Raw genomic sequence first — 14,259 nt, 5'->3', positions numbered from 1 at the left:
GTCGGCCGTACTGGATGTAACGGGGCGCCGGGCCGTTGCCAGGGGGGTAGAGGGGCGAGCCCGGCGGCGGCGATCCGGAGGTGAGCGATCCGCTTGATGAACAGGCCGGCGCAAGGGTTGCATGCATTGACGCGGGGCAGGGCTTATGGGATTGTCCAACCCCCAACGGCGCGCTGCCTGGCAGTGGCGCCGGCTTGCCGCAGCTTGCGCTGTGGCGTCAAGCTATACGGAGCTTCCATGGTTACCTGCTATCTGCGTTACGTGATCGATCCCAGCCGCCTGAAGGAATTCGAGGCCTACGGCAAGATGTGGATTCCGCTGGTGGAGAAGTTCGGCGGCACGCATCATGGCTATTTCCTGCCGTCCGAAGGCGCCAACAATATCGCGCTGGCGCTGTTCACGTTTCCCAGCCTGGCCGAATACGAGCGCTATCGTCAGCAGTCGATGGACGATGCGGCTTGCCAGGCGGCCTTCAAGTATGCCGAGGATACGCGCTGCATCCTGAGCTACGAGCGCAGCTTTTTCCGGCCCGTGTTCGACTGAGCATGGAAGGCGGCGCGGCACGGGTGTCATCGGCGCCTGATCGCAGCGCATAAGCATAGGGCCGCCAGGCTGTTATGGCGCGATTCTGTCCGCTCTGTGCCTGTTGCGCCGGCCGGGCGGGCCGCATAATTGCTGGCAATCCCCATCCGATGCCAGGAATCCGCATGCGATACCGCTACGTCACCGCCGATGTATTCACCGCCCACGCCTACCAGGGCAATCCGCTGGCCGTCGTGCTGGGCGCCGAGGGGCTGGACACCGCGCAGATGCAGCGTATTGCGCGCGAATTCAATTACACCGAAACCAGCTTCGTGCTGGCCCCGCGCGAGGCCGCACATACCGCTTGGGTGCGCATTTTCACGCCCGACCGCGAGGTGCCGTTCGCAGGGCATCCTAATGTGGGCACGGCGGTGGTGCTGGCGCGCGACATGATCGCGGCGGGCCGGCCGGCGCCGGCGCGTTTCGAGTTCGAGGAAGCGGCGGGCTTGGTGCGGATCGAATTGCAGTATGACGAGCCCGGGCAATTGCTGGGCGCGGAACTGGCCGCTCCGCAACCCCTGACGCGCGGCAGCCAGGCGACGGCCGAGGCCGTGGCACGGGCGCTGCGCTTGCAGCCCGCCGATATCGAATTGTCCGAACACGCGCCACAGGTGGTGTCCGTTGGCCTGCCATTCCTGGTGGTGCAATTGGCTGACCGCGATGCCTTGCGCCGCGCGGCGCCGGATGCCGCGGGCTACGCCGCGTTGGGGTTGCGGGACGAGGCGCGTTCCATTTATGCCTACACCACCGATACCGGCTCCGATACGGCGCAGGGGCCGACAGATATCCAGGCGCGCATGTTCACCGGACGCATGACGGAGGATCCCGCCACGGGCAGTGCGACAGGCGCCGCGACGGCATTGCGGGCCGCCTTGCGCGGCGCGGGCGAACTGCGGTTGCGGGTGGGGCAGGGCGTGGACATGGGGCGGGCCAGCCTGCTGCTGGCGCAGGCCGAGGTTCGCGCCGACGGCGTCTGGGCGGGCGTGGCCGGGCAGGCCGTGGTGGTGATGGAAGGCACGTTGCCGGCGCCGATGAGGGATTGACCCGCCGCGCCGGCTTGGGGGCAAGCTGAGTGTCGTGAGGGCTTGCTGCGACGCACAATCTTCTTGTATGCTGGCCGCCATGCCTATCGCCCATTTCGCCCCGCCGGCCTTGCCGACCCGGGCAGACAACCGACGAATCACTCGACGCCTGCGTTGAGTGGCAAACCGTGTTCAAGCGCCGGATTTCCGGCGCTCCCACCAGAAGGCCACGATACCCCTCGTGGCCTTTTTGTTTGCGCGGCATGCGCGACCTGTTTTCCAGCCATCGAGGTGTCGCGTCCGGCCTTCGTTTTTCCTGCAAAGAGGAACGAAGCATGAAGCACCCCGAACTGGCCATCCGGCCTTTCCACCCGTCCGACGAAACCGCCGTGATCGGGCTATGGACCGCCTGCGGGCTGACGCGGCCGTGGAACGATCCGCGCAAGGACGTGGCCCGCAAGCTGACCGTGCAGTCCGACCTGTTCCTGGTCGGTGAGGCGGACGGCGAGATCGTGGGCACCTTGATGGGCGGGTATGACGGCCACCGTGGCTGGATCAATTACCTGGCGGTATCCCCGGCGCATCAGCGCCGTGGCCATGCGTCCGCCTTGATGCGGGCGGTGGAACGCAAGCTGCTGGAAAAAGGCTGCCCCAAGATCAACCTGCTGATTCGCGCGGGCAACGAGGCGGTGCAGCATTTTTATGCCAGCCTGGGGTTCGAGCAGGATCAGGTGATCAGCCTGGGCAAGCGCCTCATCCCGGATCTGTGAGGCCCAGGGTCGCTGGCTTCGAAACCCTGCCGCTTGAGACCGGCGGCAGGGTCGTTCAAGCCCCAGGGATGGGGCTCCCACATTTACATGGGCTCGGTCAGGTAGACGCCTTCGCGGCCAACGATCGGCATGCGGGTCGGCATGAAGATCGTGCAGTGGTCGCAGGGCGAGCGGATTTCTTCGCCAGCGTTGATGGCGATGAGTTCGCCTTTGTTGAAGACCTCGAAACCGATGACGGGGCGCACGAAGGAGAAGTCTTCCGACTTGACCATATGCACTTCCAGCAGCCGGAACGGCTGGGCGGGCGGGGGCGGCGCGGCGGCGGCGGGGGTATCGATCAGGCCCAGGTGGGCCAGGAAGCGCAGCGTGACGTCGGTGGCCAGGTCGGCCGCCGATTGCGCGAAGTGCTGGCCGCATTCGACCACCAGCGCGCCGCCGCTGTTCGAGGCGGGATCGCCATGGCGGCCGTAGTTGAGCACGCCGGTGCCGGGGAAACGCCCGGCCGGCATGACCAGCTGCACCGCGGGCGCGCCGACGGCGGCGGCCAGGGTGGTGTTGCGGTCGATCTCTGGGTAGACCCAGAAGGGCTGGACGGGGGCGCGGGTGGAATGGATATCCAGCACGTAGTCGGCCGCGTCCAGCACCGGCCGCAGTTCACGGGCGCGTCGCAGTTCGGGGCTTTGCTCGGCGCCGTCCAGCCATTCGGGCGACCAGATGCGGTTCAGGTTGTGAACCAGCTGGCGGTTTTCGTAGGGGTTGTCGATGTCGAAGGCGTTGTAGGCCTCGATGTTGGCGAAGCTGACGGTGAGCGTGCCGATCTTGGGCCGCACGCCGGTATCGAGCAGGTGGGTGGCCGCGACCATGCCACAGATTTCGTTGCCATGGGTCAAGGCGTTGATGAGTACGTGCGGGCCGGGCTTGCCCGATTCGAAGCGGTGCACGTAGTCGATGCCGGTGTTGCCCTGGCGGTAGGCGGAAAGGTCGCGCGGCAGGACTTCGAGCGGCGCGGTGTCGGGAGCGAAAGCGGGATTGGACATCTGGGGTTGGGCCTATTCGGGGCGGATGCCGGCGCGGTCGACCAGGTCTTTGTACAAGGCCAGGCGTTGCGACATCATGGTGGTGAATGCTTGAGGCGTCTGCAATTCGGGCGGCAGGGCGCCGCTTTTTTCCAGGGATTGCACGGTAGCGGGCTCGCGGGCCGCGGTCTGGACGGCGGTCAGCAGTTTTTGCACGATATCGGGCGGCGTGCCGGCGGGCGCGGCCAGTCCGATCCAGGACATCGAGTTAAGCACGGGATAACCCAGTTCGGCAAAAGTGGGGATGTCCGGCAGTGTGTCCAGGCGGTTCGGGGCGGCCACGGCCAGGGCGCGCATCTTGCCCATCTGGATGTGCGGCAGGAAGGGTGCCAGGTTGTCCAGCGCGAACTGGGCTTCGTTGGCCAGCAGGGCATTCAACAGCGGTGCGCCGCCGCGGTAGGGCACGTGCACGGCCTTGACCTGCACGGTGTTCTTGAGCAGTTCGGCATTGAGCTGGCCCATGCTGCCCACGCCGGCGGTGGCGAAGTGCACCTCGTCGGGATGCGCCTTCAGGTAGGCGACGAAGTCGGCGAAGGTCTTGACGGGCAGTTCGGCGCTGGTGACCAGCACGTTGGGGGTGCGCGCCAGCTGCGAGATCGAGGTGAAGTCCTTGATCGGGTCGTAGCCCAGGTTGGGGTGCATGATGGGGTTGGCCAGGTGCGAGCTTTGCGACGAGGCAACCAGCGTGTAGCCGTCGGGCTTGGCGCGCGCCACGCGCTGGCTGCCGATGGCGCCGCCGGCGCCATCGCGGTTCTCGACAACAAGGGTCACGCCCAGCACCTTGCCGAGCGCTTCGGCGTACAGGCGGCCGACCAGGTCGACGGAGCCGCCGGCCGGAAACGGCACGACCAGGCTGATGGGGCGCGACGGGTAGGCGTCGGCGCGTGCGGCCAGGGGCAGCAGGGCGGCGCCCACGCCGGCGGCGAGCAGGTTGCGGCGGCCTGGCGACGGTGCCTCGGATCGATGCTTCATGAAGCTCTCTTGTAGTGACGGACGGTTCGGTCTATTCTGCAACGAAAATTGCAGGATGAAATATAGTCTGCAACGAACGTTGTTGAATTTGGGGTTATCACCTAGCTGCGTTGCATGGCTGCAAGGCGGCAGGCGGGTGGCCCCCTCATGGAGCCCGACCGCACGTGAACCTGCACCAACGCATCGCCGCCTACGACAAGAAACTGACCAAGACCGAACGGCTGGTGGTCGAGGACATGCAGTCGCGCTATCCCCATGGCCTGCTGGAATCCGCCACGGCGCTGGCGCGCAAGGTCGGCACCAGTGCATCCACGGTGGTGCGCCTGTTGGCCAAGCTGGGCTACGACAGCTACGCGCAGGCGCAGATGCAGGCGCGGGCCGAGGTCACGGCGATGCTGGCCTCGCCGGGCGAGCGGGCCGATGCGGTCAGCGTCGATAACCCGTCGGCGCAGGCCTGCCTGCAGAACGCCTTGCTGCACGACCAGCACAATCTGGAAGCGACGTTTGCCGCCCTCGACGTGGCCGCATTCGAAGCCGCTGTGCGCGCCCTGACCCAGCGCAAGGCGCGGGTGCACGTGCTGGGCCTGCGCCAGGCCGCGCCGTTGGCTAGCCACGTGGCGCTGTACCTGAATCTGTGCCTGCCCGGCGTGAAGGCCATGACGGCGTCCGGGCCGCTGTTCCTGGAAGACCAGTTGCTGTGGCTGGACGAGCAGGATGTCTTGCTGGCGTTCACGTTCCGGCGTTATTCGGTGGCCGCGGCCAACGCGGTGAAGGTGTTCAAGGAGCGCGGCGGCAAGGTGGTGCTGATCACCGATTCTGCGGCCGCGCCGGCCGCCGCGTTTGCGCATCACGTGCTGCTGACCCGCACGTCCAGCGCGTCGCCGTTCGATTCCTATGCGGCGGCGATGTCGATCTGCAACGCGCTCTTGGCAGCGGTGGCGTTGCGCCGTAAAAAGGAACTCGCGGCCACGCTGGAACGCGGCGAGGCATTGTGGGATTCGCAGTGGATCCATCCGCCCGCGCGTTGACGCAAAATCGGCCCGATTTTGCCTCCTTTCAGGGCTTGTCCAGATACGCCGGCACTAGCTGTTCTAGTACGGTATGACTGCGCCAAAACACGGCTTTTCAAGCCGTTTTTTTTTTGGCATATTGCGGCCGGACAAGCAGATTTCAGGAGTGCGGGAAATGAACTTGTGGCCGCAACGTCACATTGACGGCTTCGAGGTGAAGTGTGAAGTGGTCAGCCTGGATGCGGGCGTGCTGGCGATCGAGATCGCCGTGTCGCGGCCAGGCGATGCGGACTTCCAGCAGCGCTGGTCCCTGCCGCGTTTCGTGACCTTTGCCGACGAGAGCGTGGCCAGGCGCCATGCGGAACTGGTGCTGTCCGGCATCGTGTCGGTGGACCCGGCGACGGGCGAGCCGCGTTACGGTATTCTTTGACGCACGGGCTCGGCGCGGCCAGATGTCGATCTGCTTGCAGGCAGGTATCCAGACACGGCTTGCCCTACTGAATGTTGCGGTGCGCCACCAGGTGCCATGGGCCGCAAATCTTGTGGCCCGTAGTTTGAAGCGGGCTCTGGCAGGGTGTGGACGGTGTAGGTTTTGTTTCGTTTATCACATCATGTGCCTTGCGCCGTGGCCAGGGGCCGGTAGAGTTGTTAACGGATGACAACAACAAGGAGAGTTCCATGTTCGACAGTTTTCCTCGCTTGCGCCGCGCAGGCATGGCCGCCGCGACGATCGGCGTAGCCGGGCTGCTGTTTGCCGGCTGCACCACCACCACCCCCAAGTCCGCCGCATCGGCGACCGAGCAACGGCAATCGATCAACAGCGCGGCCAACGCGTCGTTGGGCAAGCTGTACGAAGCCTCCCCCCAATCCAAGGAATTGATCGCGCGCGCCAAGGGCGTGCTGATTTTCCCTGACGTGCTGAGCGGCAGCTTCTTCATCGGCGCCGAGCACGGCAAGGGCGTGTTGCGGGTGGGCGGCGCCAATGCCGGCTACTACAGCACCACGGCAGGCTCGATCGGCTTCCAGGCTGGCGCGCAGTCCAAGGCGATGTTCGTGCTGTTCATGACGGACGACGCCCTGAACAAATTCCGCAACAGCAATGGCTGGACGGTGGGCGCGGATGCCACGGTCGCGGTGGTCAACATCGGCGCCAACGGCCGCATCGATTCCAACACGGCGCAACAGCCGATCGTGGGCTTCGTGCTGAACAATGGCGGCTTGATGGCCGGCGTGTCGCTGGAAGGCACCAAGATCTCGAAGATCGATATGTAAGGGGCATTGCCCTCAGGGATGTCTATCCCATGCAAAACGCCGCGGTGGTTTCACCGCGGCGTTTTTTCTTTGGAAGGCGTTGGCGCGGGTCAGCGCAGGATGTCGTCGCCGTGGTTGCGGACCGCGCTTTCGCGTTCGATTTCAGCGGCTTCTATTTTCGGGTCCAGGCCGCGCCAGCGCAGGATGTGGCCACGTTCTTCGGCGGGTTCCCAGCCCAGGATGCCGTAGCGGGTGATTTCGGTTTCGCCGGTGTCGAACGCCACTTCAAAGTAGCCCTGACGATCGGGTAGCGTGCTGCCGGGGAACCATTCGGTTTCAGGCATGGTGTGCTCCTTGCTAAGCGATGGAGGGGGCGCCGCCGCCGGGTCGGTTCGGCGGCGGACATTTTCATTGTGGGCTTGCCGGCCCGATACCGCAAGCGCGCATCAGGCCAGCGGCACGGCGGTGGTGTAGAGCACCTGCTTGAGCGCGAAGCTGGAGCGGATGCTGGCCACGCCGGGAATGCGCGTGATGTGTTCGACGATCAGGCGTTCGAGTGCGTCGACGTCGGGCACCAATGCGCGGATCAGGTAGTCGGCGTCGCCCGACATCAGGTAGCACTCCATGATTTCGGGCAGCACGGCGATTTCGCGTTCGAACACGTCCAGCGCGGCCTTGCGCTGCTTGTCCAGCGAGATCTGGATGAACACGTTGACCTTCAGGCCGAGTTTGCGGGCGTTGAGCAGCGTGACCCGACGGTCGATCAGGCCTTCGGTTTCCAGCCGCCGCACGCGCGCCAGGCAAGGCGAGGCAGACAGATTGACGCGCGCGGCCAGCTCGACGTTGGTCAGGCGGGCGTCGCGCTGGAGTTCATTGAGAATGCGGATGTCGGTGGCATCCAGGTTGATGTCCGGCATAAGTCACCTGTGGTTCTGGGGTAGGCAGTTCATTTGTGCCGAGTATGCATGGAATGGCGGTGAATTGAGGTGAAATATGCTGGGGTTTACCCTATAGACTGTTCCTTTCTTTGGTCAATTCGCCAAAGCACGGAATATTCAAGCGGTAGATGTAGCTGTGAGCCACGAGAGCACCTTGCGCAAGTTGTTGCCCCTGGCGGGGGCGGTCATGATCTGGGGCGGCAATTGGCCCGTCATGAAGCTGGGGTTGGCGCACATGAGCCCGCTCTGGCTGGCGGCCAGCCGGTTCGGTTCGGCCGCGCTGATCAGCGTGGCGGTGCTGGCCATGCTGGGGCGGCTGCGCTTGCCGACGCGCCAGGAATGGCCGCTGGTGGCGGGCGTTGCCTTGCTGCAGATGGGGGCGTTTACCGCGCTGGCGCTGTGGGCGCTGCAATACGTGGCGCCGGGGCGCGCATCGGTGATCGCCTACGCCACGTCGATCTGGGTCATTCCGCTGTCGTCGCTGGTGCTCAAAGAGCGCCTGTCGCCCGCCCAGTGGGGCGCGACGGCGTTGAGCTATGCCGGCATCGGCGTGATCGTCGCGCCGGCATTCAGCCCGTGGCAGGCGCACACGGTGATCGGCCTGGTGATGCTGCTGGGCGCTTCGTTCGCCTGGGCCTGCAACATCATCCAGCTGCGGGGCAACCGCCACGTGCGGCTGGGCGCCGACATGATTCCGTGGCAAACCGCGATTGCGACCGTGCCGCTGGCGGCATTGGCCTGGCTGCGCGATGGCGCACCCACCTTCCTGGCGGTGCCGGATGCCTGGCCGATCATTCTGTATACCGGGCCGCTGGCCACGGCGCTGACGTTCATCGTGGTGCTGGGCATGACGCAGAAACTCCCGCCGGTGGCGACCTCGATTGCAATGCTGTGCGTGCCGGTCATCGGCCTGATCGTGTCGTCGGTGGTGTTCCATGAACGCATTTCGCCGGACCTGGCGCTGGGCCTGGGCTTGATCGCGCTGAGCGTGGCAGCCTCGGCCGCGGCGGCGCGCATGAAGCGGCCTCTGGCGTTGCGGCCTTCGTAGGGCGCGCGTGGGCCGGTGACCCGGGGCGGCATGCTATCGTTGCGGTATTCATTTGAGAGTCACCACGCATGGCATTGCATCGTTTCGAGAAGGGCGAACTGGGTCATTGGCTGCGCATCGTTGCCGACAATTCGGAACCGGGCGCCGTCCAGACCAGCGTGCCCGAGCATGTCGCGCAAGCGCTGCAAACCCTGCGCTGCATCGAGGGTGCCGACGGCGCCTGGCGCATCACCGAAAAGGGCAAGCTGTCCCTGCGCATGGAAGAACCCGGCGCCATGCATTTGCGCTAGCGCGCCTGCGTCATTGGCCTTAGGGCATCAGGCCGACCCCTCCTGCATCGTCATTTCCCGCTACGTGTTTGTGACGTATCGCTTCGCGCGTTTCGTGGCGAATTAGTGCGTTTCTTGCGAACTTTGGCGCGTTATTGCACGACTTTCAGGCCTATATTTGCCCTGTACGGGAATCTCCTGAGACGGTTTGTCTGATTTGGCTGCGTCCGGACGTATCGCGGGCGGGTGCGCGCCGGTAAGATGAACTTGCGTGACGTTTTCAGGTCTATTCATTGCGCGGGAATTCTGCAACCCGCTACGTCACGCGTGGTTCACGCGTTTAGGTAACCGACTGGGAGGTAACACATGCAGCATCGTGACCAGGAAGTACTGATCGACGTTTCCACAGCGGCCATGGATACCGGCGGATATGGCGTACTGCTGACGGTAACGGCTGAGGGCGGCACCGAAGTGGATGCCGCGTTTTCCCACTTGGGCAACTGCGCTTCGTTGGACGAAGCACGAGATCGCGCGGAAATCTTCGCGCAGAACTGGGTCGAGGAAAACATCTTCCGGTAGGGCATGGCACGCCCTTGAAGGAAGCTGAACGGCTGTACCGGTCTGTGTGCGCATGACGCTTCGAATGATGCTTGCACGATGGCGACGTAAATTTGGGTTATCGTCGCTGCTCCCTAACAAGCGGCCCTTATCGGGCATGCGTCGTTCCAAGATGACTGCCGCACAGACCAACTCCGCGCTGGCGGAGCACATCAACGCTTTTCGCGCGCATTTCGACTCCGTCATCCTACCCATGTGGATCGGGCCGGGCTTCAACGACGCGCTGGGTCTGCCTTTCGAATCCCTGGATGCGGCCACGGGCCAGCCATTGCCGGCCGAGCGCTATCGCGCCATGGCCTGCGCGCGTCAACTCTATGTGTATGCCGAAGCGCCGGGCGCTGCGGCCGGCGCACATGCCGACCGCCTGTTTGCATCATTGCGCCGCCTGTTTCGCGACGAGTCGCATGGCGGCTGGCGCTACAGCATCGACGCAGCGGGGCGGCCGCTGGACGACACGCAGGATCTCTACACCCATGCCTTCATCGTGTTCGCGTGCGCGGCGTATTTTCGCCGGTCCCGCAACGCGGACGCACGCAAGTTGCTGCTGGCCACGGCCGAGACCATCGAGTCGCGCTTCAAGGCGGCCGATTCGCTGTACCACGCCGCACTGAGCCCGGACTGGGGCCAGGTGCTGCGCGGCCCGGCGCAGAATCCCATGATGCACCTGACCGAGGCCTACCTGGCCGCGGCGCAGGTGGCTGAACCGGCCCTGTTCGCGCAGCGCCTGCGCGGGCTGGCGCAGGCGATGACGCAGTCTTTCCTGAGCGCGCCGACGCAATGCATTTCGGAAGCGCCGCAAGGCGCGGCCGGCAATCGCATCGAACCGGGCCATCAGTTCGAATGGCTGTCATTGGTGCGCGGCGCGGCCGACGTGTTCGACGGGCTGGACCTGGCCGAATCCCTGCCGCGCGGGGTCCATTGGGCCCGTGGACACGGCGTGGATGCCGGCGGCGTCATTGCCGCGCTGGACGAGCGCGGCGGGGTGCTGGACGACACGCGCCGGATCTGGGCGCAGACCGAATACCTGCGTGTGTTGGCGGTGGTGGGTGACCTGCCGGCGCTGGTGTCGGCATTGGGGCATTTCCGCACCCGTTTCCTGCATGCGGGCGGCTGGTACGAATGCCTGGACGGCAGCGGCAACGTGGTGCGCGCGGACATGCCGTCGACCTCGCCTTACCACCTGGCAACCTGCCTGGCGGCGCTGCCGGCCGTTGTTTAATTGCGCCGTTAACAATTTTTGTCTAATCGGGGACAGGTTTTGATAGAAAAACATTGGTGAAATCCCTTACAATTTGGTAACTATGTTTGTGGGGAAGCATCAATGAGCGTTATGTGCTTGGCTTGCCAACGCATTAACCCCGGGCTTGCGGGCGTTGCACCGCATTCTCATTTGGGGCACCAGGGATTCACCAATCCGACACAGAAGGGCCGCGAGGAAAGCCGCGAAGACCACTTCCGCTGCTTGAGCTGCGGCGCCAAGTGGCTGCGCGAGACGGACAAGTGGGGTGTGGACCTGGGATTCAAGCTGGCCCCCTGACGGGCTGGCGGCGGCGCCCAGGCCGCCCATGTCGTGCAAGTGCCGGGCCCCGCGAGGGGCCCGTTTGTTTTTGTTACGGCATGGCCGCTTCGGGGTCTTGCCGGGCGGTGTCCAGCAGCCAGTCGCGAAAGCAGGCCAGCGCGTAGTGGTCGCGCCGTTGCGGCGGGGCGCACAGGTGGTAGCCGCGGGCGATGGCGATGCGCAGGTCGGGAAAGGGCGAAACCACGTGGCCGGCCTGCAGGTCGTCCTGTACCAGGCAGCGTTGCAACACCGCAATACCCATGTCCGCCATGACGGCGCGCACCAGGATGCTGACCTGTTCGAAGCCGCTGGCCAGGGTGATGGCGTCGCGCTGCACGCCGGCCGCGTCGAACCACCGGGCCCAGTTGTCCGGGCCGTTGGAGTGGTAGAGCAGGGGTTCGCCGAGCAGGCCGACGGGCCGGTCCCACAGGCCGCACGCGCGCCGGGCGGCCAGCCGCGCCGGGCTGCAGATGACGACCATTTCACGACCCATCACGTAGTCCGCCTGCCAGCCGGGCCATTGGCCGGCCACGCCCGACAGGATCGCGGCGTCCGGCGTGGCGCCGGAGAAGTCCTCGTTGCGGCGGTAGGCGGCAAAGCCCAGCTGGATGTCGGGATGACGGCGGTGGAAGTCGGGCAGGCGGGGCACCAGCCAGGCGCTGGCCAGGGTGGGCACGCTGGCCAGCGTCAGCCGCAGGCGGCGGTTGTCGGCGCGCAGTTCGGCGCTGAGCGCCTCGATGGCCTGCAGCGGCGCCAGGCCGCCTTCGTAGAGCTTGCGGCCGGTGTCGGTGAGGGTCAGGCCGTGGGCGTTGCGGCGCATCAGCGGCTGGCCGAAATGCGCTTCCAGACGGGCGATGGCGCGGCTGACGGCGCCCTGGGTGACGCACAGGTGGTCGGCCGCCAGGGTGAAGCTGCCCAGCCGCGCCGCGGTCATGAAGGCGTGCAGCTCGGACATGGACGGCGAGTGCAGGCGCATGGCGCGGCGGTCCTTGGAACCCGTCAAGCACGGGTTCTAGCATGAGCATTGGTAATGAAGGCGTGCAATATAGTCGTTTGAAAGGCGATCGTAAAGTTTGGACACTGGCGGCCTCGCAGCAAGACCTGCACCTTATTTTCGGAGTCGCTCCATGTCCCGCCTTTTCGGCTGTTCCGCGCGCATTGCGCTTGCCGGCGTCATCGCCGCGCTGTCTTTCGCTGGCACGGCCACCGCCGCCGACTATCCCTCGCGCCCCATCAAGCTGGTGGTGCCTTTCGCCGCGGGTGGCTCGACCGACATCGTGGCGCGCCTGGTGGCAGAGTATGCCGGCCGCGACCTGAAGCAGACCATCGTGGTGGAGAACAAGGCGGGGGCGGGCGGTTCGCTGGGCATGGAACAGGTGGCGCGCTCGGTGGCCGACGGCTACACCATCGGCATGGCGACGATGAGCACGCACGGCTCGAACCCGGCCGTGTACCGCAAGATGAACTACGACCCGGTCAAGGATTTCGAACCCGTGGCCAACGTGCTGGCCGTGCCCAGCATCTTCGCGATCAACCCGAACATCCCGGTCAAGAACATGGCCGAGTTCGTGGCGCTGGCCAAAGGCTCGCCGGACAAGTACAGCTTTGCCTCGCCGGGCGTGGGCTCGCTGGGCCACGTGAACATCGAGAATTTCATGATGCTGGCCGGCATCAAGCTGCTGCACGTGCCGTACCGCGGCGCGGGCCCGGCGCTGAACGACGTGATGGGCGGGCAGGTGGATGCGATCACCGACAATCTGTCGTCGACGCTGCCCCAGGTGCTGGGCGGCAAGCTGCGTCCCCTGGCCGTGCTGGGCGCCGAGCGCTCGCCGCTGCTGCCGGACGTGCCTACCTACATCGAGCTGGGCTATCCCGACATGGGCACGGGCGGCTGGTTTGGCCTGGTGGCGCCGGCGGGCACGCCGCCCGCGGTGGTGGAGCGCCTGAATCAGGCGGTGCGCGCGGCGATGAAGGACCCGGAATTCCGCAAGAAGGCCGAGGACGTCGGTGGTACGCTGATGCCCACGACGCCGCAGGAATTCAAGGTCCAGATCGAGCAGGCCCTGGCGCGTTATGCCAAGGTCGCGAAGGCCGCCAATATCCAGGCCGATTAAGGCCTGTCAACCCGACACCCGACGATGACACACGCCGATTTCCAAGCCGTTTCCGTGCACGCACCGACCGCGCCGGCCTTGCCGCTGGTCTGCGATTCGCCGCATAGCGGCGAGCAATATCCCGCTGACTTCAACGCCGCCGCCAGCCTGGCGCAATTGCGCCAGGGAGAGGACACGCACGTGGACGCCTTGTGGTCGGCGGCCCCCGCGCTGGGCGCCACGTTGATCGCGGCGCATTTTCCGCGGGTCTACATCGACCCGAACCGCACGTTGCGCGACCTGGATCCGGAACTGCTGGCCGAGCCCTGGCCCGAACCGCTGGACCCCGGCGAAAAGACGCGCCTGGGGAAGGGGCTGATCTGGCGCCGCATGGACAAGGCCACGCCGATCTACGACCGCCAGCTGACGCTGGCCGAAGTGCGGCATCGCATCCAGGCGTACTACGAGCCCTACCATGCGGCGCTGGCGCAGGCGATTGAAACCGCGCAGCGCGATTTCGGCGCGGTCTGGCATCTGAACCTGCATTCGATGCCGAACGACGCCTACGAGCGCCTGGGGCGCCAGAGCGAGCATCCGCTGGCGGACTTCGTGCTGGGTGACCGCGACGGCACCACCTGTGAGCCGGAATTCATCGCGCTGATCGAAGCCGAACTGCGCGATCGCGGCTACACGGTGGCGCGCAATGATCCGTACAAGGGCGTGCAGTTGATCGCGCAGATCGGCCAGCCAGCGCTGAACCGCCACAGCCTGCAGGTCGAGATCCGCCGTCCGCTCTACATGGACGAGGCGACGCGCGAGCGCAATGCGGGCTTTGACAGCCTGCGCGCCGACCTGTCGCAGGTGCTGGAACGGGTGGCGCATTATGTGCGTTCACGCATGACGGCCATATCGTCGACAAAATAGACGCGCGTGCATATTGCGTGGCGGTGCGGCCCCGGTTGATGGAGATCAACCGGGGCCGCGCTACATGCGCTTAAGTTTCGCCGTGGCCGGCCGTTGTCGCTAACAACGTGCTGCGCCGCCACTGGGCG

At 65.6% G+C, this 14,259-nt stretch carries 18 protein-coding genes; 13 read left to right on the top strand and 5 right to left on the bottom strand.

The features are described 5' to 3' along the window. Nucleotides 1-237: 237 nt before the first annotated feature. The 3 genes from AC3WMR_RS18430 (at nt 238) to AC3WMR_RS18420 (ending at nt 2,374) form a co-directional block, all read left to right on the top strand. Nucleotides 238-543: an NIPSNAP family protein gene (locus AC3WMR_RS18430; RefSeq protein ID WP_199163619.1), complete on the top strand. Its 306-nt coding sequence runs from the start codon at nt 238-240 to the stop codon at nt 541-543. A 164-nt stretch (nt 544-707) separates the two neighbouring features. Further along, nucleotides 708-1,625 carry a PhzF family phenazine biosynthesis protein gene (locus AC3WMR_RS18425; RefSeq protein WP_492265662.1) on the top strand — a complete coding sequence of 306 codons (918 nt, stop codon included), beginning with the start codon at nt 708-710 and terminating at the stop codon, nt 1,623-1,625. Between the two features lie 314 nt (nt 1,626-1,939). After that, nucleotides 1,940-2,374 carry a GNAT family acetyltransferase gene (locus AC3WMR_RS18420; RefSeq protein WP_492265661.1) on the top strand — a complete coding sequence of 145 codons (435 nt, stop codon included), beginning with the start codon at nt 1,940-1,942 and terminating at the stop codon, nt 2,372-2,374. A gap of 83 nt (nt 2,375-2,457) precedes the next feature. Here the strand turns inward: AC3WMR_RS18420 and AC3WMR_RS18415 are convergent, their stop codons facing one another. Next, nucleotides 2,458-3,411 carry a M14 family metallopeptidase gene (locus AC3WMR_RS18415; protein WP_492265660.1) on the bottom strand — a complete coding sequence of 318 codons (954 nt, stop codon included), beginning with the start codon at nt 3,409-3,411 and terminating at the stop codon, nt 2,458-2,460. A 12-nt stretch (nt 3,412-3,423) separates the two neighbouring features. Further along, on the bottom strand, nt 3,424-4,422 hold the full coding sequence (locus AC3WMR_RS18410) for a Bug family tripartite tricarboxylate transporter substrate binding protein (protein WP_492265659.1): 999 nt from the start codon (nt 4,420-4,422) through the stop codon (nt 3,424-3,426). A gap of 164 nt (nt 4,423-4,586) precedes the next feature. Here AC3WMR_RS18410 and AC3WMR_RS18405 point away from each other — a divergent pair, with 164 nt between their 5' ends. From AC3WMR_RS18405 to AC3WMR_RS18395, 3 genes are all read left to right on the top strand, one after another. Beyond that, entirely contained in the window at nt 4,587-5,450 is an 864-nt protein-coding gene (locus AC3WMR_RS18405; RefSeq protein ID WP_492265658.1) for a MurR/RpiR family transcriptional regulator, read from the top strand. Between the two features lie 157 nt (nt 5,451-5,607). Then, nucleotides 5,608-5,862 carry a hypothetical protein gene (locus AC3WMR_RS18400; protein ID WP_492265657.1) on the top strand — a complete coding sequence of 85 codons (255 nt, stop codon included), beginning with the start codon at nt 5,608-5,610 and terminating at the stop codon, nt 5,860-5,862. Between the two features lie 248 nt (nt 5,863-6,110). Beyond that, nucleotides 6,111-6,704 carry a BPSL1445 family SYLF domain-containing lipoprotein gene (locus tag AC3WMR_RS18395; RefSeq protein WP_492265656.1) on the top strand — a complete coding sequence of 198 codons (594 nt, stop codon included), beginning with the start codon at nt 6,111-6,113 and terminating at the stop codon, nt 6,702-6,704. 89 nt (nt 6,705-6,793) lie between these two features. Here AC3WMR_RS18395 and AC3WMR_RS18390 read toward each other — a convergent pair whose 3' ends face one another. Together AC3WMR_RS18390 and AC3WMR_RS18385 are read right to left on the bottom strand one after the other, a co-directional pair. Beyond that, nucleotides 6,794-7,027 (bottom strand): hypothetical protein, encoded by a 234-nt coding sequence (locus AC3WMR_RS18390; RefSeq protein ID WP_025135379.1) that lies wholly within the window; start codon nt 7,025-7,027, stop codon nt 6,794-6,796. 102 nt (nt 7,028-7,129) lie between these two features. After that, nucleotides 7,130-7,600: an Lrp/AsnC family transcriptional regulator gene (locus AC3WMR_RS18385; RefSeq protein WP_025135380.1), complete on the bottom strand. Its 471-nt coding sequence runs from the start codon at nt 7,598-7,600 to the stop codon at nt 7,130-7,132. Nucleotides 7,601-7,775: 175 nt separating this feature from the next. Here AC3WMR_RS18385 and AC3WMR_RS18380 point away from each other — a divergent pair, with 175 nt between their 5' ends. The 5 genes from AC3WMR_RS18380 (at nt 7,776) to AC3WMR_RS18360 (ending at nt 11,093) form a co-directional block, all read left to right on the top strand. Continuing rightward, nucleotides 7,776-8,669, top strand: a complete 894-nt coding sequence (locus AC3WMR_RS18380; protein ID WP_437340702.1) for a DMT family transporter — start codon at nt 7,776-7,778, stop codon at nt 8,667-8,669. Between the two features lie 68 nt (nt 8,670-8,737). Further along, on the top strand, nt 8,738-8,959 hold the full coding sequence (locus tag AC3WMR_RS18375) for a hypothetical protein (RefSeq protein ID WP_492265655.1): 222 nt from the start codon (nt 8,738-8,740) through the stop codon (nt 8,957-8,959). Between the two features lie 345 nt (nt 8,960-9,304). Continuing rightward, the gene (locus tag AC3WMR_RS18370) at nt 9,305-9,517 is read left to right on the top strand and encodes a hypothetical protein (RefSeq protein ID WP_006218759.1); all 213 of its coding nucleotides are present in this window, start codon (nt 9,305-9,307) and stop codon (nt 9,515-9,517) included. 151 nt (nt 9,518-9,668) lie between these two features. Continuing rightward, the gene (locus AC3WMR_RS18365) at nt 9,669-10,775 is read left to right on the top strand and encodes an AGE family epimerase/isomerase (protein ID WP_492265654.1); all 1,107 of its coding nucleotides are present in this window, start codon (nt 9,669-9,671) and stop codon (nt 10,773-10,775) included. Between the two features lie 102 nt (nt 10,776-10,877). After that, the gene (locus AC3WMR_RS18360) at nt 10,878-11,093 is read left to right on the top strand and encodes a hypothetical protein (protein WP_025135384.1); all 216 of its coding nucleotides are present in this window, start codon (nt 10,878-10,880) and stop codon (nt 11,091-11,093) included. 73 nt (nt 11,094-11,166) lie between these two features. Here AC3WMR_RS18360 and AC3WMR_RS18355 read toward each other — a convergent pair whose 3' ends face one another. Next, complete coding sequence (locus AC3WMR_RS18355) at nt 11,167-12,090, bottom strand: LysR substrate-binding domain-containing protein (RefSeq protein ID WP_492265715.1); 924 nt, start codon at nt 12,088-12,090, stop codon at nt 11,167-11,169. 151 nt (nt 12,091-12,241) lie between these two features. Between AC3WMR_RS18355 and AC3WMR_RS18350 the strand changes: the two genes are divergently transcribed. Beyond that, complete coding sequence (locus AC3WMR_RS18350) at nt 12,242-13,228, top strand: Bug family tripartite tricarboxylate transporter substrate binding protein (protein WP_492265653.1); 987 nt, start codon at nt 12,242-12,244, stop codon at nt 13,226-13,228. 24 nt (nt 13,229-13,252) lie between these two features. Continuing rightward, the gene (locus AC3WMR_RS18345; RefSeq protein WP_492265652.1) at nt 13,253-14,131 is read left to right on the top strand and encodes an N-formylglutamate amidohydrolase; all 879 of its coding nucleotides are present in this window, start codon (nt 13,253-13,255) and stop codon (nt 14,129-14,131) included. Nucleotides 14,132-14,259: the final 128 nt, after the last annotated feature.

It is taken from the genome of Achromobacter sp. FW305-C-28 (genome assembly GCF_058783235.1).
The sequence above is the reverse complement of the archived record's forward strand: the minus strand, read 5'-3'. Positions and strand labels throughout refer to the sequence as shown.

Coding starts and splice junctions, on each gene's coding strand:
- AC3WMR_RS18430 (WP_199163619.1), top strand. CDS start 238: ATGGTTACCTGCTATCTGCGTTACGTGATCGATCCCAGCCGCCTGAAG.
- AC3WMR_RS18425 (WP_492265662.1), top strand. CDS start 708: ATGCGATACCGCTACGTCACCGCCGATGTATTCACCGCCCACGCCTAC.
- AC3WMR_RS18420 (WP_492265661.1), top strand. CDS start 1,940: ATGAAGCACCCCGAACTGGCCATCCGGCCTTTCCACCCGTCCGACGAA.
- AC3WMR_RS18415 (WP_492265660.1), bottom strand. CDS start 3,411: ATGTCCAATCCCGCTTTCGCTCCCGACACCGCGCCGCTCGAAGTCCTG.
- AC3WMR_RS18410 (WP_492265659.1), bottom strand. CDS start 4,422: ATGAAGCATCGATCCGAGGCACCGTCGCCAGGCCGCCGCAACCTGCTC.
- AC3WMR_RS18400 (WP_492265657.1), top strand. CDS start 5,608: ATGAACTTGTGGCCGCAACGTCACATTGACGGCTTCGAGGTGAAGTGT.
- AC3WMR_RS18395 (WP_492265656.1), top strand. CDS start 6,111: ATGTTCGACAGTTTTCCTCGCTTGCGCCGCGCAGGCATGGCCGCCGCG.
- AC3WMR_RS18390 (WP_025135379.1), bottom strand. CDS start 7,027: ATGCCTGAAACCGAATGGTTCCCCGGCAGCACGCTACCCGATCGTCAG.
- AC3WMR_RS18385 (WP_025135380.1), bottom strand. CDS start 7,600: ATGCCGGACATCAACCTGGATGCCACCGACATCCGCATTCTCAATGAA.
- AC3WMR_RS18375 (WP_492265655.1), top strand. CDS start 8,738: ATGGCATTGCATCGTTTCGAGAAGGGCGAACTGGGTCATTGGCTGCGC.
- AC3WMR_RS18370 (WP_006218759.1), top strand. CDS start 9,305: ATGCAGCATCGTGACCAGGAAGTACTGATCGACGTTTCCACAGCGGCC.
- AC3WMR_RS18365 (WP_492265654.1), top strand. CDS start 9,669: ATGACTGCCGCACAGACCAACTCCGCGCTGGCGGAGCACATCAACGCT.
- AC3WMR_RS18360 (WP_025135384.1), top strand. CDS start 10,878: ATGAGCGTTATGTGCTTGGCTTGCCAACGCATTAACCCCGGGCTTGCG.
- AC3WMR_RS18355 (WP_492265715.1), bottom strand. CDS start 12,090: ATGCGCCTGCACTCGCCGTCCATGTCCGAGCTGCACGCCTTCATGACC.
- AC3WMR_RS18350 (WP_492265653.1), top strand. CDS start 12,242: ATGTCCCGCCTTTTCGGCTGTTCCGCGCGCATTGCGCTTGCCGGCGTC.
- AC3WMR_RS18345 (WP_492265652.1), top strand. CDS start 13,253: ATGACACACGCCGATTTCCAAGCCGTTTCCGTGCACGCACCGACCGCG.